This is a genomic window from Burkholderia sp. M6-3, assembly GCF_050858985.1.
In the GTDB taxonomy this organism is placed as follows: domain Bacteria; phylum Pseudomonadota; class Gammaproteobacteria; order Burkholderiales; family Burkholderiaceae; genus Paraburkholderia; species Paraburkholderia caledonica.
Genome location: NZ_CP110091.1, coordinates 295,862 through 316,871, shown reverse-complemented (window position 1 = coordinate 316,871; position 21,010 = coordinate 295,862). Strand labels below are relative to the sequence as shown.

Annotated in this window: 21 protein-coding genes and 1 tRNA gene; 18 read left to right on the top strand and 4 right to left on the bottom strand. The window is 62.7% G+C overall.

The genetic code is table 11. The annotated features are described in order from the left end of the window. Window positions 1-33 precede the first annotated feature (33 nt). The 6 genes from OH764_RS18715 to OH764_RS18690 all read left to right on the top strand — a co-directional run bounded on the left by OH764_RS18715 (window position 34) and on the right by OH764_RS18690 (window position 6,456). On the top strand, window positions 34-1,017 hold the full coding sequence (locus OH764_RS18715; RefSeq protein WP_498850283.1) for a type II secretion system F family protein: 984 nt from the start codon (window positions 34-36) through the stop codon (window positions 1,015-1,017). A 40-nt stretch (window positions 1,018-1,057) separates the two neighbouring features. Then, window positions 1,058-2,014 carry a type II secretion system F family protein gene (locus OH764_RS18710; protein WP_498850282.1) on the top strand — a complete coding sequence of 319 codons (957 nt, stop codon included), beginning with the start codon at window positions 1,058-1,060 and terminating at the stop codon, window positions 2,012-2,014. Between the two features lie 63 nt (window positions 2,015-2,077). Next, window positions 2,078-2,554, top strand: coding sequence for a TadE/TadG family type IV pilus assembly protein (locus OH764_RS18705; protein ID WP_498850281.1), 477 nt, complete (start codon window positions 2,078-2,080; stop codon window positions 2,552-2,554). A 59-nt stretch (window positions 2,555-2,613) separates the two neighbouring features. Next, window positions 2,614-3,666 carry a Tad domain-containing protein gene (locus OH764_RS18700; RefSeq protein ID WP_498850280.1) on the top strand — a complete coding sequence of 351 codons (1,053 nt, stop codon included), beginning with the start codon at window positions 2,614-2,616 and terminating at the stop codon, window positions 3,664-3,666. Between the two features lie 252 nt (window positions 3,667-3,918). After that, the gene (locus tag OH764_RS18695; protein ID WP_498850279.1) at window positions 3,919-4,500 is read left to right on the top strand and encodes a DUF3005 domain-containing protein; all 582 of its coding nucleotides are present in this window, start codon (window positions 3,919-3,921) and stop codon (window positions 4,498-4,500) included. A gap of 126 nt (window positions 4,501-4,626) precedes the next feature. Beyond that, window positions 4,627-6,456: an ABC transporter ATP-binding protein gene (locus OH764_RS18690; RefSeq protein ID WP_498850278.1), complete on the top strand. Its 1,830-nt coding sequence runs from the start codon at window positions 4,627-4,629 to the stop codon at window positions 6,454-6,456. A 43-nt stretch (window positions 6,457-6,499) separates the two neighbouring features. Here OH764_RS18690 and OH764_RS18685 read toward each other — a convergent pair whose 3' ends face one another. Next, on the bottom strand, window positions 6,500-6,703 hold the full coding sequence (locus OH764_RS18685; protein WP_498850277.1) for a hypothetical protein: 204 nt from the start codon (window positions 6,701-6,703) through the stop codon (window positions 6,500-6,502). A gap of 257 nt (window positions 6,704-6,960) precedes the next feature. Between OH764_RS18685 and OH764_RS18680 the strand changes: the two genes are divergently transcribed. The 10 genes from OH764_RS18680 to OH764_RS18635 all read left to right on the top strand — a co-directional run bounded on the left by OH764_RS18680 (window position 6,961) and on the right by OH764_RS18635 (window position 16,119). Continuing rightward, window positions 6,961-7,857 carry a LysR substrate-binding domain-containing protein gene (locus OH764_RS18680; RefSeq protein WP_087752993.1) on the top strand — a complete coding sequence of 299 codons (897 nt, stop codon included), beginning with the start codon at window positions 6,961-6,963 and terminating at the stop codon, window positions 7,855-7,857. 209 nt (window positions 7,858-8,066) lie between these two features. After that, window positions 8,067-8,816 (top strand): SDR family NAD(P)-dependent oxidoreductase, encoded by a 750-nt coding sequence (locus OH764_RS18675; protein WP_498850276.1) that lies wholly within the window; start codon window positions 8,067-8,069, stop codon window positions 8,814-8,816. Window positions 8,817-8,893: 77 nt separating this feature from the next. Next, window positions 8,894-10,222 carry an MFS transporter gene (locus OH764_RS18670; RefSeq protein WP_498850275.1) on the top strand — a complete coding sequence of 443 codons (1,329 nt, stop codon included), beginning with the start codon at window positions 8,894-8,896 and terminating at the stop codon, window positions 10,220-10,222. 38 nt (window positions 10,223-10,260) lie between these two features. Then, a complete protein-coding gene (locus OH764_RS18665; RefSeq protein WP_027780300.1) occupies window positions 10,261-11,106 on the top strand; it encodes a transketolase in 846 nt (281 codons plus the stop codon). Further along, window positions 11,103-12,104, top strand: a complete 1,002-nt coding sequence (locus OH764_RS18660) for a transketolase family protein (protein WP_214875835.1) — start codon at window positions 11,103-11,105, stop codon at window positions 12,102-12,104. Before OH764_RS18665 ends, OH764_RS18660 begins: the two co-directional genes overlap by 4 nt. Before the next feature lie 110 nt (window positions 12,105-12,214). Continuing rightward, entirely contained in the window at window positions 12,215-12,535 is a 321-nt protein-coding gene (locus OH764_RS18655; RefSeq protein WP_498850274.1) for a DUF1330 domain-containing protein, read from the top strand. Between the two features lie 111 nt (window positions 12,536-12,646). Further along, complete coding sequence (gene selD / locus OH764_RS18650; protein ID WP_498850273.1) at window positions 12,647-13,711, top strand: selenide, water dikinase; 1,065 nt, start codon at window positions 12,647-12,649, stop codon at window positions 13,709-13,711. Between the two features lie 126 nt (window positions 13,712-13,837). After that, window positions 13,838-14,905: a tRNA 2-selenouridine(34) synthase MnmH gene (gene mnmH, locus OH764_RS18645; RefSeq protein ID WP_498850272.1), complete on the top strand. Its 1,068-nt coding sequence runs from the start codon at window positions 13,838-13,840 to the stop codon at window positions 14,903-14,905. Between the two features lie 24 nt (window positions 14,906-14,929). Then, on the top strand, window positions 14,930-15,988 hold the full coding sequence (locus OH764_RS18640; protein ID WP_214875830.1) for a permease: 1,059 nt from the start codon (window positions 14,930-14,932) through the stop codon (window positions 15,986-15,988). Further along, a complete protein-coding gene (locus OH764_RS18635) occupies window positions 15,985-16,119 on the top strand; it encodes a hypothetical protein (protein WP_006049077.1) in 135 nt (44 codons plus the stop codon). The genes OH764_RS18640 and OH764_RS18635 overlap by 4 nt, the downstream gene beginning before the upstream one ends. 82 nt (window positions 16,120-16,201) lie before the next feature. Here OH764_RS18635 and OH764_RS18630 read toward each other — a convergent pair whose 3' ends face one another. Both OH764_RS18630 and OH764_RS18625 read right to left on the bottom strand, forming a co-directional pair. Then, a complete protein-coding gene (locus tag OH764_RS18630; protein WP_498850271.1) occupies window positions 16,202-17,506 on the bottom strand; it encodes an MFS transporter in 1,305 nt (434 codons plus the stop codon). Between the two features lie 163 nt (window positions 17,507-17,669). Beyond that, window positions 17,670-18,413 carry a GntR family transcriptional regulator gene (locus tag OH764_RS18625; protein ID WP_498850270.1) on the bottom strand — a complete coding sequence of 248 codons (744 nt, stop codon included), beginning with the start codon at window positions 18,411-18,413 and terminating at the stop codon, window positions 17,670-17,672. A 162-nt stretch (window positions 18,414-18,575) separates the two neighbouring features. On the opposite strand from OH764_RS18625, the gene OH764_RS18620 reads away from it, so the two are divergent. Together OH764_RS18620 and OH764_RS18615 are read left to right on the top strand one after the other, a co-directional pair. Further along, on the top strand, window positions 18,576-19,889 hold the full coding sequence (locus tag OH764_RS18620; RefSeq protein WP_498850269.1) for an MFS transporter: 1,314 nt from the start codon (window positions 18,576-18,578) through the stop codon (window positions 19,887-19,889). Window positions 19,890-19,891: 2 nt separating this feature from the next. Further along, on the top strand, window positions 19,892-20,782 hold the full coding sequence (locus OH764_RS18615) for an amidohydrolase family protein (RefSeq protein ID WP_498850268.1): 891 nt from the start codon (window positions 19,892-19,894) through the stop codon (window positions 20,780-20,782). A 95-nt stretch (window positions 20,783-20,877) separates the two neighbouring features. On the opposite strand, the gene OH764_RS18610 is transcribed toward OH764_RS18615, so the two are convergent. Next, window positions 20,878-20,954, bottom strand: a tRNA-Val gene (locus OH764_RS18610). Window positions 20,955-21,010 lie beyond the last annotated feature (56 nt).

Below are 21,010 nucleotides of genomic sequence, written 5' to 3'. Positions count from 1 at the left end.
GCGGCGCACGCGGCTCATCTTTGTGAGGCATCTATGAATCCGATCTTTTACGCCTTCGCTTTCCTGCTGTTCGTTGCGGTGGTACTCGGTATAGAAGGGGTGTATCAATGGTGGAACAGCCATCATGGGCCCGCCGCGCGACGCCTCGATCAACGGATCAGAGCGCTGTCGGCGGGCGCGCATGTGCACGGCGAGCGCCTGTCCATCCTGAAGGAGCGCATGCTCAGCAATTCGGCGCCGCTCCACGCGCTGATGATGCGGGTGCCGCGCATCCACGCGATCGACCGGATCGTCGTTCAGTCGGGGTTGAGCCACACGGTCGGGCGCCTCGTGATGCACAGCGTGGCGGCCGTCGTTGTCGTGCTGCTCGCGGCCAGTTTCTCTCCAGTGCCGGTGCCGACGCTCGTCATGGTGCTCGCCGTCGCGGCAGCCCTCGCGCTTCCAATGCTGCGCGTGCTGCGCGCTCGCGCGAGGCGCCTGCGTGTGCTCGAGCGGCAGTTGCCCGAGGCCGCCGACATGATCAGCCGCGCATTGCGAGCGGGCCATTCGTTTTCAAGCGCCATCGGCATGCTCGGCAACGAGTTCGCCGAGCCGACGGGCGGCGAGTTCCGTACCGTCTTCGACGAAATCAATTACGGCGTCACGATGAACGAAGCCCTGCTCAATCTTGCGACGCGCGTGCCGGTGCGCGATCTGCGCTACTTCGTGATCGCGGTGCTGATCCAGCGCGAGACCGGCGGCAATCTCGCCGAGATTCTCGACAGCATTGCGTCGCTGGTTCGCGACCGGCTGCGTCTGTTCGATCAGGTGCGCGTGCTGTCCGCCGAAGGGCGCCTGTCTGCATGGATCATCGGCCTGTTGCCGTTCGCTGCAGCGGGCGCGATGAATCTGTTGAACCCGAGCTTTCTCTCGGTGCTCTGGGAAGATCCCGCCGGACTCAAGGTCATCGAATCGGTATTCGTGTCGATGCTGTTCGGCGTGCTGTGGATGCGGCGGATCGTGCGGATTCGCGTATAGCGCCGGCCGTGCGTGAAGAAAACCCAATTGGAGAGTCACGATGGAAACGCTCGATTCAGGGACCATGTTGCTGCTCGGCGGCGTGTTCGTCGCCACATTCGCCGGCGTGGTTGCGCTCATGTGGTGGCTGACGCCAAAGGATATGCAGCGCCGCATCCAGCAGGCCGGAGGCGTGTCGATGTCGCGGCAAACGCAGTCTTCGGCCGGCTCGGGCTGGGCCGAGAAAATCGCGGAAATCTCGCGGCCGATTTCGCAACTGTCCATTCCAAAAGAGGGCTGGGAAGACTCGCCGTTACGGCTGCGTTTGATGAACGCGGGCTGGCGTTCATCGACGGCGGCCGGGCTCTATTTCGCCGCGAAGACCGTGCTCGCACTGCTGCTGCCGCTTGTCGGCCTCATCGCATTGATCCGCACGCCGGTCGTCAACGGACAGTACGCTGTGAGCGCAACGATTCTCGCCATACTCGCGGCGATCGGCTACTACACGCCGAACATCATACTGGCGCGCTGCCGTGCGCGGCGTCAGCGCGCGATCGTCGAAGGCTTTCCGGATGCGCTAGATCTGCTGACAGTTTGCGTGGAAGCGGGCCTCAGCATGGACGCCGCACTGATGCGAGTGGCCAACGAAATGCAGCTCGCAAGTCCCGAAGTCGCAAGCGAGCTGCAATTGATGCTGCTCGAACTGCGGTCCGGCTTCACGAAGGAAAAGGCGCTGCGCAACCTCGCGTTGCGCACGGGCGTCGAGGACGTCGACAACTTCGCTTCGATGCTGGTCCAGGCGGATCGCTTCGGCACGAGCATCGGCGCTTCGTTGCGCGTGATGTCGGACACGCTTCGCACGCGCCGCAGAATGCGCGCAGAGGAACGCGCCGCCAAGATCGCATTGAAACTGTTGTTCCCGCTGATCTTCTGCATCTTCCCCGCATTGATGACGGTGCTGATGGGACCGGCGTTCATCCACATCTACCGCATTTTGCTGCCTACGCTCGGCACGTGAGGCACTCATCGGCACGCAGCGCACGCATTGATTGAAAACGACAACGCGCACAGGGGACGAAAAATGAATCATCGAACAACGCACTTTTCATCATTTTCCGGAACGCGCCCGGTCTCGCGCAGACGCGGGCGGCGCCGCGAGGCGGGCGTCGCGGCGGTCGAGTTCGGACTCGTCCTGCCTCTGCTGTTGCTGATCGTGTTCGGCATGGTCGAGTTCAGCATTGCGCTGTACGACAAGGCGGTGATCACCAATGCGAGCCGCGAAGCTGCACGCGCCGGCGTGATGTACAAGGTACCGCTACTCACGGCCGCACAGATCACCACTGTCGCGCAGAACTATGCGTCGACGTACCTGATCAGCTTTGGCGCGTCGCCGTCGCCGGTGAGCGTGGCCGTGGATCAATCGTCGGGCACCACGACCGGTCAGCCGCTCAAGGTCACGCTCACCTATTCGTATAGCGGCGTGGGACTCGGCACGATCGTCAGTCAACTGGTGGGCTCGGTGCCCATCACCGCCATTACCACGATGAACTACGAATAACGACGCGCAACCGGCAGCTCGCCACTGCCTCGCGCAATCCACACGCGATGGAGGTTCACATGAGACCCCGAAAAAATCCTGCGCCGGCGCGGAACCGGCAACGCGGCGCCGTAGCGGTGATGACCGCGCTGTGCCTGACCGTGCTGATCGGCACGACGGCGCTCGCGGTCGACCTGGGCCGCGCGTGGGTCGTGCGCAACGAACTGCAGAACGCTGCCGATGCGGCGGCACTTGCCGGCGCTGGAGCGCTCGGGCCGAACTACGCGACCCCAAACTGGACGCAGGCGGAAATGAAAGCCCAGTCCGCGATCACGCTGAACCGGACCGAAGGCACACTACTGCTCACGGCCCAGGTTCAGAGCGGCTACTGGAACGTGACGGGCACACCCGCCGGCTTGCAGTCGCTGCCTGTGCCGTCGCCCGGCGCCTACGACAAACCCGCCGTGCGAGTGACTGTAAGCCGTGCGGCCGGGCAGAACGGTGGACCGCTTCCGCTCGTGCTGGCGCCGATCATCGGCATCAACACGATGCCGATCAGCGCAACGGCTGTGGCGGTCATCTCGGCGCCGGGCTACGCCGCACCCGGCGCACTTTTCCCGACCGCCATTTCGAAGTGCCTGTATACGGCCTACTGGAACGCAGCGACGGGACAACCGGTGAACGATCCCGCAACCGGCCGCCCTCAGGAGTTCAGCATAGGATCGACTTACCACTATCCCGGTTGCGCGGCGAGCGTGGGCTCCGGGCAATGGACATCGTTCCAGTACAACGTTCAGGACGTGACATCGATCCGCAATCTGATCGCCAACGGCAATCCGTTGCCGCTCAATATCGGCGATACGACATGGATTCAATCCGGCGTGAAGAATACGATCTACAACTCGGTGCCTGCTCCCGCCGATGTTCTGCTGCCGGTGGTCAATTCGCTCGATACGGGCAGCCCCGTGCCCATCGTCGGGTTCGCGCCTTTTCATATCGACGGTGCGGTGAACGGCAGCAACCCGTACATTTACGGCCATTTCATTGCGGGCTACAAGGCGCCGTCGGCTAGCGGAGGCTCTGGCGCCGCGACGTATTACGGCGCCGTCACAGCGCCGAGCCTCGCCAACTAGCGAACTTGGCCAGGCCTCGCTCGCCGCGACTCCACCTGCCGGGAACGTTCGCTGCGACTGTATAGCCAGGCGCCCGCCATCGCGGAGACATACGTCATACGCGAGACCGGCGCCGGTCATTTTTTTCAACGCTTCAAGTAACCCTTTCATACGATGCGTTCACACGAGGGTTGCAGCGGACTTCGCGGAACGGAAAGAGCGGCAGACTTTGCGCGCCCCGGCTGCGGAGTCCCCAACGGCAGGAGTAGCGACATGCAAAACGCGGAAGACAATCCCACTCAGAAACAGCAGAACGAAATGGCCGCAAAGAGTCCGGTGCATACCCCTGCGGCCGGAACGGCTTCTCCAGACGCTCATACGCAAGCGAAAGAGTTTGGCAGCTCGAGTAACGCCGGCGCGGCCGAGCCAACGGGCAGCAGCGACAACGCGCAGAATCTGCCGCCTATCGATCTCGACGCGCTGACCGCCGATTCGCCTGACCCGGTGCACCGGGCGAGCAGCCGCACGGTCTCGGTGGACGCGGCCAACACGGCGTCGACCGATAACACCGTCGACACCGACGGCAAAGGTCTTGAAGCAAAGCGAGGACTGTCGCCGTGGCACGACAACGTAATCTCGTCGAACGCGACGCTCAAGAACAACGTTCCTGCGCCCGCAATGGGCCTAGGCGGCATAGACAGCCGCGCCGGCGGGAGCATGCCGCTGATTGCGCCGCGCGACGGCTGGCAAGTGTCGTATCGCGGCACCGTTTACATCGAGCGAAGGAACGGCTCGCTGGCAGAACACGTCATACAGTTCGACGCCAGCAGGACAAGCGGCAATAAGCCAACGTAATCTGCAGTAATCCGGCGGGACTGCGCAAGGCATAGGCCTTGCGCAGCGTTTTCGCCGGACACATGGCACGCCTCCCTCCCCGGAAGGACCCCGTCGCCCGCCGGCGCACCAGTTCGGGAAGGCACCATGGAACTCGTCGATCGGAGCGATCGGAGTCGCGCTAGCCGCGTGCGCGGACGGCGGCGCTCGCGCGTTCTATCCCGCTATGCCGGTCGGCCGGTTCGTCTCATCTGGCGCTATGTCGCGCGCCACAAAGTGGCTCACGTCATCATGCTCGTCAGCGTCGTGGCCGCGGTCGGTTTCGCGCTCGCGTCGCAATACGGTATCCGCAATCTCATCGACGCGCTGCCGAGTGGACGCGCGCATCCCCAGACGGTCATGTACGCGTTTGCCGTGCTCGTCGGCCTCATCTTCGCGGACAACCTGATGTGGCGCGTCGCCGGCTGGGTCGCGGCACGCGCATTCGTGCGCGTGACAGGCGACATCCGCCAGGACATGTTCGAGTATCTGACGGGACATGCGCCTTCGTTTTTCGCGGACAAACAGCCGGGCGTTCTGTCGAGCCGGGTGTCGGCCACGGCGAACGCGGTGTACATCATCGAAAATACGGTCGCATGGACAGCCTTGCCGCCGACGCTGACCGTGATCGGCGCGATCGTGATGGTGGCGACGGTGAGCGTTCCGATGAGCGTCGCGCTCGTCGCCGTTTCCGCAGCCCTCACCGCGTGTCTTTTCTGGCTCGCGCGCAAGGGCACGTCGCGGCACGAGGCGTTCGCGAGCCAGGCGGCTTCCGTAGACGGCGAACTGGTCGACGTAATTGGCAACATGGGGCTCGTGCGTGCGTTCAGCGCGGTCGACGCGGAGCAACGGCGCTTCGACGGCCATCTCGAAGCCGAGGCCGTTGCGCGCAAGCGCAGTCTGCTGTATCTGGAGAAACTGCGCCTGCTGCATGCGTTCGCCACCGTGGTGCTGTCGGCGGGCGTGCTCGGCTGGACCGTCTGGCTTTGGACGCAAGGTAGAGCGAGCACCGGCGACGTGGTCCTCGTCGGCTCTCTGGGCTTTTCTATTCTGCATGGTTCGCGCGACGTGGCGGTGGCATTCGTCGATTTAACCCAGCACGTGGCGCGCCTCGCGGAAGCATCGCAAACTTTGCTGACGCCCTATTCGATGCCGGAACCGCCCAAGGCAATACCGCTCGAGGTGCGTGAGGCGACAGTCGATTTCGACAACGTCTCGTTCGCTTATCCGGGCCGCAGGCGGGTATTGAACGAGTTGACGCTGCACATCCAGGCAGGGGAACGCGTGGGACTCGTCGGACCGTCCGGCGCGGGGAAATCGACGGTGCTCGCGCTGCTTCAGCACTTCTACGAGCCGGCCACCGGATGCGTACGCATTTCCGGCCAGGACATCTCGCAAGTGACGCTGGAAAGCCTGCAAGCGGCGATCTCGGTGGTGCCGCAAGACGTCACGCTGCTTCATCGCTCGTTGCTCAACAACATCCGCTATGGCTGCCCCGATGCAAGCGAAGCCGACGTGAGGCGCGCGTGCGAAGACGCCAGCTGCATGGATTTCATCGGGGCATTGCCGGACGGCTTGAACACGATAGCCGGCGACCGCGGCGCGAAGCTCTCCGGCGGACAGCGCCAGCGCATCGCAATTGCGCGCGCGATCCTGAAGGACTCGCCGATACTTCTGCTCGACGAGGCGACCTCGGCACTCGACACCGCTTCGGAAATCGTCATTCAGGCCGCGCTCGAACGTCTCATGCAGAATCGCACGGTGATCGCGATTGCGCACAGGCTGTCGACGTTGCAGTCGTTCGACCGGATCATCGTGATGAACCGCGGCCGCGTCGTTCAGGAAGGCACGCCCGCGCAACTTGCCCAAGTGCCGGGCATCTACCGCGACACGCTCGCGCGCCACGGCCGGCGCACCCCCGCCCCTACGCTGAACTAAACTGCCGCGCATCTGTCGCATGGAAACGGGTTCCCGGCGAGGGCTAGCCGTCCACCCGCTCGCCTTGTGTTCTGATCAACTCGATCAGACGCTTCGCGGGCATCCTGTAACTGGTCTGCTGTTGAATGCCCCATTCGGACCGCTCCGTTTCGACGAGCAAAACGTATTTGCCGTCCGGGCTCGCCTCCAGGTGCTGCATGTTCAGCATTTCCTCGCCGGCAATGTCTGTTTCCTGCCCGAGCGTCATGACACCTTTCGCGCCACATCCCATGCCACGCCTCCATGCCGTTGCTGCCGGCGATCGCGGGTCCGCTTCGTCGCCTGCATCGATCCAGCAAAGCGCGTACCGGCGAAGCAGTCACTGACAATTGACGGATAATCGGGGCTGCGTCTCGCGCGCTCGCTGCGTTGCGCCAGACCGGTTCATGGTTTACCGCACTACTGTGCTTGCCTTCGTATGGCCGGCATCCGAACACTTCACAACCGCACCGAGAAGACTTCACCATGCGCATACCACCCGTCAAAGCCATCATCGCTTTTGAGAGCGTGGCTCGAACTGGGAGCGTCAATCGTGCGTCGGAGGAGCTTGGGCTGACCGCTTCGGCAGTGAGTCATCAGATCAGCAATCTGGAGTCGATCATCGGCCAGACGCTGTTCTACCGCTCAGGCCGGGGCCTCGTGCTTACGCCGACAGGCGAGCGCTATCTCTCGGACGTCACGGGTTCTCTTGCGGACCTGAGCCGCGCGACCGAGCGCGCGTCGAGCCGCACCGAGGTCGACATTCTGCGCGTGCATTCGAGCCCCAGCTTCGGGCTGATGTGGCTGCTCCCGCGACTCGCATCGTTTCAGGAAGCGAACGGGGACATCCAGCTGAACCTCGCATGCTCATACGAAGATGTGTCGTTCACAAGCGGCTATTACGACATCGACATTCGCCACGGTTATGCGAACTGGCGCGATCTGGAAGTGCGGACGCTGCGCAACGAGTTCATTGCGCCGCTTGCATCGCCGGCCTATTTGCGGAGCCACCCGGTAAAGACGCCGGAAGATCTTCTTGCCCATCGTCTGATCTACTCAGAAACGCCGCTCGTTCAGTGGAAGCAATGGTTCGGGCGTACCGGTGTCTCCGCCGCGCACAAGACGTTCGATTTCTCGTTCGACCGCTCGTACATGTCGCTCGAAACGGCGGCGCTCGGACTCGGCATCGCGCTCGAAAGTCTGATGCTCGCGTCGGTACGGATCAAGGAAGGCGCGCTCGTGCCGGTGTTCGATCACTCGCATGCGGTCGAGGTCGGCGCGCATCATCTGGTGTGTCCGCCGCAGAATGCGGAGTTGCCACGGGTCGCGCGATTCATCGCGTGGATCGACCGCGAAATCGGTCAGAGAGAACGCGCGGCTTAAAAACACCGGCAGATCGACACCAGGGTATTCCAGCACCCTGCTCATTCGGCGGATTGCTTCGCAGGCCGCCAACCCCCGCGCAGCAAGCGTCGCGTCCGCCCTCCCGAACACCTGAAAATTTCTCAAGCATAGTTGAGCCGTACTGCGTTGATGCCACGCGCGGCGTGCCGGACACTGGCTCCATCACATCAACATTCAGGAGACAAGTGATGCTGCTCGAGAACAAGGTGGTTATCGTCACGGGCGCGGCTTCCCCGCGTGGAATCGGCAAGGCGACGGCGAAGGCACTGGCCGCCCAGGGTGCGCGCGTCGTGATTCTCGATCTGCGCGAAGAAGACGCGAAAGCGGCCGCAGCCGATCTGGGCGCGGCACATCTAGGCCTTGCTTGCGACGTCACCAATAAAGCTGCATGCGTGCAGGCCGCGACCGCCACGCTCGAACGATATGGGCGCATAGACGGCCTCGTCAACAACGCCGGCATCACGCAGCCAGTGCGCACGCTAGACATTAGCGCCGAAGGTTTCGACGCAATCGTCGATGTGAATCTGCGCGGCACGCTCTACATGTCGCAAGCCGTACTGCCTGCAATGAAGGAGCAGAAGCACGGCAGCATCGTGTGCATGTCGTCTGTGTCGGCGCAACGCGGCGGCGGCATTTTCGGCGGCCCGCATTACAGCGCGGCGAAAGCCGGTGTACTCGGTCTCGCGCGTGCAATGGCCCGCGAATTCGGTCCCGACAGCATCCGCGTCAACTCGATCACGCCGGGGCTCATCCAGACCGACATCACCGGCGACAAGCTCACTGCGGAAATGCGCGTGGACATCCTCAAAGGCATTCCGCTCGGCAGACTGGGCGACGCCGCCGATGTCGCGAACGCGTGCCTCTTTCTCGTGAGCGATCTCTCGACGTATCTGACTGGCGTCACGCTCGACGTCAACGGCGGCATGCTCATTCATTGACGACAGCGCTCGCCCGCAAGGCGGCGCTGTGTTCCTGGCACCCGGGCGAACCCGGGGCCCATGGAAGGAGACAAAACATGAAATCGAAATACACCGCTTCTGCTATCGACGGCGAAGTGTTGGCGCACTCAGACGCGACGAGCTTCGAATCGCGCACCTACGCCAAGGTAAGCCGCAGGCTGATCCCGTTTCTGATGCTGTGCTATCTCGGCGCGTATCTGGATCGCGTCAACGTCGGCTTTGCGAAGCTGCAGATGCTGAACGATCTGCGCTTTAGCGAGACCGTCTACGGCATGGGCGCGGGCATCTTCTTTCTCGGTTACTTCCTGTTCGAGGTGCCGAGCAATCTGGTGCTTCACCGTGTCGGCGCGCGCAAATGGCTCGCGCGAATCATGCTGACGTGGGCGGTGATTTCCGCGTCGTTCGTCTTCGTGAAGTCGCCCACCGCGTTTTATGTTTTGCGCTTTCTGCTTGGCGTTGCAGAAGCGGGTTTTGCGCCCGGCGTCATTCTTTATCTGACGTACTGGTTTCCCGCTGCCCGCAGAGCCAAGGCGTTGTCGCTCTTTTTCATGGCGATTCCGCTTGCGGGCATAGTCGGCGGTCCGCTGTCCGGCTGGATCATGCATTCGCTCCACGGTGCGATGAATATGGCCGGCTGGAAGTGGCTGTTCATGCTCGAGGCTCTGCCGTCGCTCGTGCTTGGAGTCGCGATTCTTCTGTATCTCGACGACGGTATCGCCAAAGCGAAGTGGCTCACGGAGTCGGAGAAGAATCTGCTGGCACGCAATGTCGCCGGCGATAACGCGCACACCACTGCCCATATTTCGATTCGCTCGTTCATCGGCGACCGTCGCTTGTGGCTGATGGCCACGATCTATTTCTGTGTCGTGCTCGGTCAGTACGGGCTGACTTTCTGGCTGCCGACGATCATCCGTAAATCAGGTGTCGCCGATCCGCTGTGGGTGGGCGTGTTCACCGCGATTCCGTATCTTTGCGCGATCGTCGCGCTGCCGCTGATCGGCATGAGCGCGGACCGTCGGCGCGAACGCAGACTTCACCTGGCCATTCCGATGCTGATCGCGGCAGCGGGGTTTGCGGTCCTGCCTGCGCTCGGCAGCGTGCCGGCGTCGATCGTGTGTTTGAGCATTGCGGCTGCCGGCATCCTCGCGTCGTCGTCGCAGTTCTGGTCGCTGCCCACGGCGCTGCTCGGCGGCATGTCTGCGGCAGCCGGCATCGCGGCTGTGAACTGCTTCGCCAATCTTGCGGGATTCTTTTCGCCCGCCATCGTGGGCTGGCTCAACGACATGACAGGCCGCTCGACAGCTGGACTGATCTTCATCTCGGTGGCGGTGACGCTCGGCGCATGCCTGGTGTTCCTCGTGCCCGCGAAATCCGTGAACCGCTGACCTTTTCCAACTATTCCGCCTAAATCTCAGGAGACGACATGAACAGTCCATCCAATGCGTCGACGGCATCGCTTGCCGAACACGCTTACCGCATCCGCAGAAACGCACTGTTAATGGGCGAGGTGCAGGGCCAGGGTTATATCGGGCAAGCGCTCGACATCGCCGATGTACTGGCCGTCGCGTACTTCGGCGCAATGCGCTATCGCCCGGAAGATCCCGAGTGGGAAGAGCGTGACCGCTTCCTGCTCTCGAACGGACACTATGCGATCGCGCTGTACGCGGCGCTGCTCGAAGCAGGCATTCTGCCCGCCGAAGAACTGGAGACCTACGGCAGCGACGACAGCCGTCTGCCCATGTCCGGCATGGCGAGCTACACGCCCGGCATGGAAATGTCCGGCGGCTCGCTTGGACACGGACTGACGATTGCGGTCGGCCGGTGTCTAGGACTCAAGCGCAAGGGCTCGAAGTCGTTCGTGTACACGCTGTTCTCGGACGGCGAACTCGACGAAGGCGCAATCTGGGAAGGCATCATGTCCGCGAGCCACTGGAAGCTCGACAACCTGATCGCCGTTGTAGACGTGAATAACCAGCAGGCCGACGGGCCGTCGACACAGATCATGGCGTTCGAACCGCTAGTGGAGAAGCTCGAAGCATTCGGGTGGTTCACGCAACGTGTGGACGGCAACGATATCGGCGCCGTGGCCGCCGCGTTCGACGCGGCCCGCAAGCATCCCGGCAAGGAGCCGCGCATGATCGTCGCCGATACGCGCATGGGTTGCGGCGTGCCGTTCCTCGAAGAGCGCGAGAAGAACCACTTTATCCGCGTCGATGCGCACGAATGGCAATTGGCGCTCGAAGCACTTGAAGCAGGGAGACAAGCATGAGCAACGCAACCATGAGCAAACCGCGCCTGAAGACCTCGGCGATGATCGCGTCCATTGCGGGCGAGGGCCAGCTCACGCGCTCAGCGCCTTTCGGTCACGCGCTCGCCGAATTGGCTCGGCAGAAAACCAACGTTGTCGGCATGACGGCCGATCTCGGCAAGTACACGGACCTGCATATCTTCGCGAAGGAATTCCCTGAACGCTACTACCAGATGGGCATGGCCGAGCAATTGCTGATGGGCGCAGCGGCGGGCCTCGCGCACGAAGGCGCGCAGCCGTTCGTGACTACCTACGCGGTGTTCGCGACGCGCCGTGCGTATGACTTCATGCACCAGGCCATTGCCGAAGACAACCTCGACGTGAAGATCGTCTGCGCGCTGCCCGGGCTGACCACTGGCTACGGTCCGAGCCACCAGGCCGCGGAAGACCTTGCGTTGATGCGCGCGATGCCGAACATGACCGTGATCGATCCATGCGATGCGCTCGATATCGAACAGATGGTGCCGGCCATTGCCGCACACAACGGCCCTGTGTATGCGCGTCTTTTGCGCGGCAACGTGCCTGCGGTGCTGGACGAATACGACTACACGTTCGAACTCGGCAAGGCAAAGATGCTGCGCGACGGCGCGGAAGTGCTCGTGATCTCGTCGGGCATCATGACCATGCGTGCGCTCGAAGTCGCGAAAGCGCTGGAACGCGACAACATCGGCGTGGGCGTGCTGCACGTGCCGACCATCAAGCCGCTCGACACGCAGACGATCGTGCGCGAAGCGAAGCGTTCGGGCAGGCTCGTCGTGGTGGCGGAGAACCATACGACCATCGGCGGTCTCGGTGAGGCCATTGCGGCCGAACTGATGCGGGCCGGAGTGTCGTGCCCGTTCAGGCAGGTGGCGCTGCCCGATGCATTCCTCGCTGCGGGCGCACTGCCGACACTGCACGACCGCTATGGTATTTCGACCTCCGCGATGATCGAGTCGATCAAGGGCTGGCTCGGTTAGATCCGCACATTGCGGATTCCATTACCTGCGAGGTAATCGACGCGCCTCCGGGCGAGGGCAATCATACGCAGCATGCAAGTTCCGGTTTCTTCATGCATGGAGGAGTGAACATGACTGCGTATGCGATTGCCCATTTGCACGACGTTGAAATGTGCGCTGAGATTGTCGAGTACCTCGAAGGTATCGACGCAACCCTTGCGCCATTCGGCGGCCGATTCATCGTACACGGCGCACGGCCGCACGTCGTGGAAGGCGAGTGGCACGGCGACCTGGTCGCGATTGAGTTTCCCGACCTTCCGACGGCGCGCGCCTGGTATGCGTCGGACGCGTATCGGCGCATCCTGCCGTTGCGCATGCGGCATGCTCGCGGACCGGTAATCCTCGTGGAAGGCGTGGACGGGAATCACAAAGCGACCGACATTCTGCGTTGAATTCCGCGTTGAATTCGGCCGGCGCCGCGGTTCGGCTACGGGGAACTCCGAAGCGCACGGAGTCCACAACCCTCATAATGCGATCATTCGAAGCCACAAATTCGCGCCACAATGATCGACCTTCAAGCCCAAGCAAGCTCCTCGCCCCGCCTCACCAGCCTCTCGCACGGCGGCGGGTGCGGCTGCAAAATCGCCCCCGGCCTGCTCGCTGACCTGCTCAAACGCAGCGCGCCGCTGCCGTTCTTTCCGGACCTGCTCGTCGGCAACGATACCGCCGACGACGCCGCCGTCTACAAGCTGAACGACGAGCAGGCGATCGTCGCGACCACAGACTTCTTCATGCCGATCGTCGACGATCCGTTCGACTTCGGCCGCATTGCCGCGACCAACGCGCTCTCCGACGTCTATGCAATGGGCGGCAAACCGCTGATGGCGCTCGCTATCGTCGGAATGCCGATCAACGTATTGCCGCACGAGGTGATTGCGGCGGTGCTCAAGGGCGGCGAGTCGGTGTGCGCGGACGCCGGCATTCCGCTCGCGGGAGGACATTCGATCGACTCGGTCGAGCCCATCTACGGCCTCGTCGCAATCGGTGTGGTCGATCCGCGGCGCGTGAAGCGCAACGCGGGCGCGCAGGCCGGCGACGTGCTGATTCTCGGCAAACCGCTCGGCGTCGGCGTGCTTTCGGCTGCGCTGAAGAAAGACCGGCTCGACGCGAACGGCTACGCCGCCATGATCGGCGCGACGACCAAGCTCAACCGGCCGGGCGCGCAACTCGCCGGGCTCGACGGCGTGCATGCGCTCACCGACATCACGGGCTTCGGCCTGCTCGGCCATACGCTGGAACTGGCGCGCGGCTCGAAGCTCACCGCGCGCGTACGTTACGCCGACCTGCCGTGGCTGCCGGGCGTAGTCGACTTTGCCGAAGCCGGCGTTTTCACGGGCGCCTCAGGGCGCAATTGGGATGCTTACGGTAAAGATATTTCGTTACCCGCAACTTTGCCGCCGAGCGCGCGCACCCTGCTCACGGACCCGCAAACCTCGGGCGGTCTGCTGGTTTCGTGTTCACCCGATGCTGTGAACGACGTGCTGGCGCTCTTTCACGCCGACGGTTTCGGCGACGCCCGCGTGATCGGCGAAATGGTTGCAGGCGCAGGGCGCGTAGAAGTGATCTGAAAGAAGGCGGCGGCTAACAAGGCGCGGTGAAAAGTTGCAGAAAGCCGTGCCCTGCCGCCAATCACGCCGCATGCGATAATTTGGGTCTATCTGGCAGCGCTTCGTCCGCTTTTCCTCCGTACGCCCTTGAAAAACCTACTCGTCAGCCTCGATCAAGCAGGTGATTTCGATGAAATCATCGACGTACGCACGCCTCTCGAGTTTGCCGAAGACCACATTCCAGGCGCGATGAACGCGCCGGTGCTCAGCAACGAGGAACGCGTGCTGGTCGGCACGATGTACAAGCAGGTGTCGCCGTTCGAAGCCACGAAGGTGGGCGCGGCGTTGGTGGCCCGCAATATCGCGCTTCATCTGGAAACGACGTTCACCGACCGGCCGCGCAACTGGCGGCCGCTGGTTTATTGCTGGCGCGGCGGCAAACGCTCGGGCTCCGTCACCACGCTCTTCAACATGATCGGCTGGCCCGCGCGTCAACTCGACGGCGGGTACAAGACTTATCGGCGCGCAACCGTCGAGGCGCTGACCACGCTGCCGAGCCAATTCCGTTACGTCGCACTGGTCGGTCCGACCGGGAGCGGCAAGACGCGGCTCCTCGCCGCGCTCCGCGAAGCAGGTGCGCAGACGCTGGACCTCGAAGCGCTCGCCGCGCATCGCGGCTCGCTGCTCGGCGCATGGGCCGGCGTCGCGCAGCCGTCGCAAAAAGGCTTTGACACCTTGCTCGTGAGCGCGCTGCGCACCTTCGATCCCGCGCGCCCGGTGTTCGTTGAAGCGGAGAGCCGCCGCATCGGCGCAATCACACTGCCGCTCGCCCTGCTCGACACGTTTCATCGCGGCGATTGTGTGGAAGTGGCGACGAGCCGCGAAGACCGCTCGGAGTTTCTGCTTCACGACTACGCGCAACTGTTCGACGACCCTGAGTCGTTAAAGGCGCAGTTGGAACGCTTGATCGGCTTGCATAGCCGCGAGCGCGTTGCCGGGTGGCAAAAATTTGTCGACGAAAATCGCCGCGCCGAACTCGCGAACGAGTTGATCGAACTCCACTACGATCCGGCATACGCACGCAGCAGCCATCAGCATTTCACGCAACTGCCGCAGGCGCTGAAAATCAATTTTCGGCCGAACGACGCAGACGTCGTCGATCAGGCTAAAGCGCTCCTCGCGCAACTCGATAAGCGTTCAGTCGCGCTAGTCTGACCCAACCTTAACGTTACGAACAACATGCAATCAACCCTTCGGCAGCCCCGCGTCGCGCTTGGCTGGATCGTATTCCTCGCGATCGCCGTCGTCGGACTCTTCTATGTGAAGTGGTTCCCGTATTACAACCGCGCGTTCGTCGCCGCGAGCCAGCATTCAATCGGCAAGTCGATCCTGATGGGTACGTCGGCGAGCGCGCCCGCAGCGTCCTGGCAGTCCGCAATCGACTACGCGCTTGCCTACGGCAAGGCCATCTGGCAGGCAATGGTGCTGGGCCTGTTGCTTGGCTCCGCGGTGCAGGCGCTGATTCCGCCGCAATGGGTCGCGCGCGCGCTCGGCCGCAGCGACTTCAGCAGCGTCGTGAAAGGCGGCCTAATGTCGTTGCCCGGCATGATGTGCACTTGCTGCGCAGCGCCGGTGGTGGCGGGACTGCGGGCGCGGCAGGCAGCGCCCGGCGCGGCAATCGCATTCTGGCTCGGCAATACGGCGCTCAATCCGGCCACACTGATCTTCATGGGTTTCGTGCTCGGCTGGCAGTGGATGGGCTTGCGGCTCGCTCTCGGCCTGGTGATGGTGTTCGGCCTTGGCTATCTCGTGAACCGCATGGTGACGCCGAAGGAAGCCGAGGCGTCGCGCGAAGCCATCGCGCAACTGGTCACGACGGATGAACCGGGCACCGCATTCACGCGCTGGGTGAAAATACTCGGCACGATGACGCTGCGTCTCGTGCCCGAATACATCGTGCTGGTGCTGATTCTCGGCGCGGCACGTGCTTGGCTCTTCCCGCACGTTGGGCCGGACATCGACAACAGCGTGCTGTGGATCGTCGCGTTGTCCATCGCCGGCACGCTGTTCGTGATTCCCACTGCGGGCGAAGTGCCGATCATTCAGGCGATGCTGTCTTTCGGCATGGCAGCCGGGCCTGCGGGCGCGCTGCTGATGACGCTGCCGCTAATCAGCGTACCGTCTATGGCGATGCTGGGTCGCTCGTTTCCGAAGCGGGTCCTGACCGTCGTCGCGTTGGCCGTGGTGGTCTGCGGCATAGTGAGCGGCTTGCTCGCCGCGTCCCTGGGGTTCCGATGAAAAAGCTCGCGGTGTTTACGCTCGCGTCGTGGTCTGCTGCGGCGCTTCTCTACTTCGGCCAGCATTCGGTCGCGCTGATCGCGGTGACCGGCGTACTCGTGCTGGCGAGCTTCGACCTGCTTCGTCCTTGACGCGGGTTTAACAACGCGGGTTTAACAACGCGTGCTAGCGGCCCTGCATAGACACGGCCGCGTCACACCGCGTCTAGTCGCGCTAACGTACCGTTGCTGCTGCAAGTGTCGTGCGACGGCGGGCGCTGATCAAAGCAGCGATGCCCGTACCAATTCCCAACGTCAGAAGACATGCAGTAGGCACCAGCATCGGCGCAATCTGGCTATGCGCCGCTTTGCCGACATAGGGCATCAGATTCTGTCCCGCGAAGCCGCCGAGATTGCCGATCGCATTGATCGCCGCGACACTCGCAGCGGCGCGAGCGCCCGAGAAAAAGCGCGGCGGCAGCGACCAGAAGCACGGATACAGTAACGGAATGCATGCCCCGCCCAGGCACAGCGCCGCAAAGCGCAGCGTTGCGGTCGGCAGCACGAGGCTCGACGCGAAGCCCACCACGCCAACTGCCGCAACAATGCTCATCGCCCTCAACACCACGCGCTCACGCTTGAGCTTGCCGGGAAGCCAGAGCAACAGCAGCGTGGCGAGCGCCCACGGAATCATATTGAGCACGCCATTGAGCGACGACGACACACCGTCGCTCTTGAGCAGCGTCGGCATCCAGTAGGTCACGCCGTACAGCGACGTCGACATCAGCATGTAGGTCAGCGCGAACATCAGCACCTTGGGATCGAGCAGCGCAGCCCACGGATGCGTCGCCTTGGCATCGCCCGCCGCCTCGCGCTTGAGCGCGGCGAGCACCACATCCTTTTCCTGTTGCGAGAGGAACGGTGCGTCGCTCACCGAATTCGGCAGATACTTCAGCGCGACAAATGCAACCACCACAGCCGGCAGGCCGGTCGCGATGAACACCCACTGCCAGCCGGCAAATCCCCAGGTGCCGCCCAGCGTGAGTAACAGACCACCGATCAGCGAGCCGAGCATATTGGCGAGCGAACTGCCGAGCGTGAAGAAGCCAAGCACTTTCGTGCGATAGCTCTGCGGGAACCACTGCGTGAGGTAATAGATGACGCCCGGATAGAACCCGGCTTCAGCGACGCCCAACGCAAAGCGGAACGAATAGAACACCGGCAGCGACCGGGCAAACGCCATCAGCACCGTTACGATGCCCCACGTCATCATGATGCGGGCGAGCCATGCGCGCGCGCCGAAGCGATGCAGCGCGAGCGTGCTCGGCACCTCGAACAGCAGATAGCCGATGAAGAACAGCGACGCGCCCAATCCGTACGACGCTTCAGTCATGCCGAGGTCGTGCACCATCTCCAGCTTGGCGAAGCCGACGTTCTGGCGGTCGATGAACGAAATCAGGAACATGACGATGAGTAGCGGCATTAACCGCCACGCCATCTTTTTCATGACCTGCTGCTCGAATGTTAGTTGTGTGGACATGGTTTCTCCGCTTGCCCGACTGCCCGGCAAATAAAAATTGATACAGTCATATATATGATTGTAGGAATTTGAGCCGGGCGCCATGGGGTGATACCCGCATGACGGGCAACGCCACCCTGAGTGGGAAGCTATGTACGGCGGAAACCGGCGGGCTAACGCGGGTCTAGCGGATTTCAACCTGGTACTGGAACGTGTCGGCCGCGCCACGCGTGCTACGCCATTCGAACGGCGTGCCGGCGAAGTCGGAGGCGACGCGGTGAACCAGAATCACCGGGCTGCCGGTTTTCATGCCGAGCAGCGAAGCCGTTTCGGCGGTAGCCTGTTCTACGCGGAGTATTTCGGTTGCCGAGGCCACCATCTGCTTGCAGAGCCGTTCGTAGAGCGGGTACAGCAGGTCTTCGAATTTGTCGAGCGGCAACGCGGCAAGCGCTTCAAAACGGGCGCGCGGCAGCCAGATTTCCTCCGATAACACCGCCTGTCCTTCGATCATTCGCACGCGCGACAGGTGGATCGCCTTCTCCGAGGCATTCATCCGCAGAGCGTTGCGAATCTCTTCACTGGGCTTCACCACCTCGCGCTTCAGTACGCGCGCGGTGGGACGCACCGGCTGGCCGTCGCGCGAGACAAAACGAAAGAAGCGGAACAGCGACGAGTCGAAGCGCGGCCGCCGCACGAACGTGCCTTTGCCTTGGGTGCGGGTGAGCACGCCGTCGCTGACCAGCAGGTCGATCGCCTTGCGCACGGTGCCGGTCGACACGTTGTAGAACTGGCCTAGTTCCGCCTCGGTAGCGATGGCCTCTTCGGGTGCCCATTCGCCGGCGGCAATGCGGCTCACAAGGTCGTCGCGCAATTGCTGATAACGGGGCAGCCGGTCGTCCGGCCTGGACACGAAAGACGCCGTATTCATGGATTCATACAGTTATGCAGAGGAGTAACTACTGTACCGCATTGAATCGATCGAAAGCGAGCGAGGGTTATTACCCAATGACCTGGAGTCCGATTGGGCGCAAGATTCATACAGTCATATATATGAATCACCAAACAGCAAGACGAACGGACGGAGATGGCTATGTTCAATTGGTACAGGCAGGGTACGCCTGTCGAGCGCAACACCTTCTGGGGGTGTTTCGCGGGATGGGGTCTGGACGCGCTCGACGTGCAGATGTTCACGCTTGCCATTCCGGCGATCATCGCGGCGTATGGCATCGACCACACGCAGGCGGGCGCGATCAGCGGTGTGACCCTGGTCTCGTCGGCGCTAGGCGGCTGGATTGCTGGCGCGCTGTCGGACCGCTTCGGCCGCGTGCGCACCTTGCAGATGACGATTCTCTGGTTCGCCGGCTTCACTTTCCTGTGCGCATTCGCCCAGAATTTCCCGCAGCTGTTGCTGCTCAAAGCGCTGCAAGGCTTTGGATTCGGCGGCGAATGGGCTGCCGGTGCTGTGCTCATGGCGGAGACGATCCGCACCGAACATCGCGGCAAGGCAATGGGCGCGGTGCAAAGCGCGTGGGCCGTGGGTTGGGGCGCCGCGGTGCTGGTCTACGCAGCCGTATTCTCATGGCTTCCCTCTGACACCGCCTGGCGCGTGATGTTTGCAGTCGGCCTGCTGCCCGCCGGCCTCGTGCTGTTCGTGCGGCGCAATCTGAAAGAGCCGGTGCACATTGAGCCCGCCGGCGCGAGAGTCGGTCCCAAGGTCTCAGCGTTCGGTCAGATCCTGAAAGTGTTTCAGCCTCGCGTGCTTCGAACCACGATCATCGGTGCGGTGCTCGGCACGGGTGCTCACGGCGGCTACTACGCGATCATGACGTGGCTGCCCACGTTTCTCGCGAAGGAACGGCATTTGTCGGTGTTGAATACCGGCGGCTACCTCGCCGTCGTGATCGTCGCGTTCTGGTGCGGCTGCATGCTGAGCGCGTACCTGCTCGATCGGATCGGCCGGCGTCGCAACATCGCATTATTCGCTTTCTGCTGCATCGTCACCGTGCTCGCATACGTCATGTTGCCGTTGACGAATATGCAGATGCTCGTGCTTGGCTTCCCGCTCGGCCTCTTTGCCGCCGGCATTCCGGCGAGCCTCGGCCCGCTCTTCAACGAACTCTATCCCGCCGACATGCGTGGCACCGGCGTCGGCTTCTGCTACAACTTCGGGCGCATTGCATCCGCAGGCTTTCCGGTCCTGGTCGGCTACATGAGCCATTCGATGTCGCTCGGCGCGGCCATCGGCATCGACGCAGCCATTGCCTACGGGCTTGCGATGACCGCGGTACTACTGCTTCCGGAAACGCGCGGCAAGCGTCTGCGTGACACCGCGCCGGAGCAGGCCGCAGATGCCGCAGATGCCGCCGACGCAGCGCGCCTCAACCTGAACTCTCCGCGCAGTTGAATATGAACGCACATGCATCCTTACCGTCGTTTGTACAGGGTGGCGTCGACACCCACGCACACGTTTTCGAGCAGGGCTTGCCGCTGACCGGCGATCGCCGCTACGCGCCGGCCTACGACGCAACGCTCGACGACTTTCTGCCGCTGCTGAACGCGCATGGAATGACGCATGCGGTGCTCGTGCAGCCCAGCTTTCTCGGCACCGACAATCGTTACCTGTTGCAAGCGCTATCTGCGAACACCGAGCGTTTGCGCGGCGTTGCTGTCGTTGCCCCGGACACAAGCGCGAATGAGCTCGATGATCTGCACAGGCATTGCGTGACGGGCGTTCGGCTTAACCTTATCGAGCAGACGCTGCCGGATTTGCGCGCGCGACCGTGGACGTCGTTGCTGGACCACGTTGCGCGACTGGATTGGCATGTCGAGTTGCATAGAAACGCAGCCGATCTGGCACCGCTGATCGACCAGCTCCTAGAGCGCGGCGTGCGAGTCGTGGTCGATCATTTCGGCCGGCCCGATCCCGCATTGGGCACACAGGACCAGGGTTTCAAAGCGCTGCTCGGCTTTGGCAAGACGGGGCGTCTGTGGGTGAAGCTGTCGGGCGCATATCGCTGTACCGCACCGGGCTCGCGGTTCGTTGCGGATGCGACACGGCAATTAATCGAGCAGTTTGGGCCGGACCGTTTGATGTGGGGCAGCGACTGGCCGCACACGCAATACGAAGCGGTAACGAGTTATGGTGACACCTTGTCGACGCTGCTCGACGCCGGTCTCGATTCGATCGCTCTTGGTGCGATTTTGCGCACCACTGCTCGTTCGTTCTATGGATTCGACGTTGAGTCGGTCGAGAATGCGTCCGCAACGACAGCTGCCGTGCAACGCGCGACGTACTGAATGCAGAGAGAAGAAAGCGAGGAGTTACAGCGACTGTTTTTGACAGGACAGTGGACGAAAGCGGAGAGCCGCTTTCGTCCACCTCACTGATGCGTTGGTAGGCTCGATTGGATTCGAACCAACGACCCCCACCATGTCAAGGTGGTGCTCTAACCAACTGAGCTACGAGCCTGTAGAGGCGCGAATTATAGAGAGTCTGTCGAAACTGTACAAGAGCCGGACGGCATT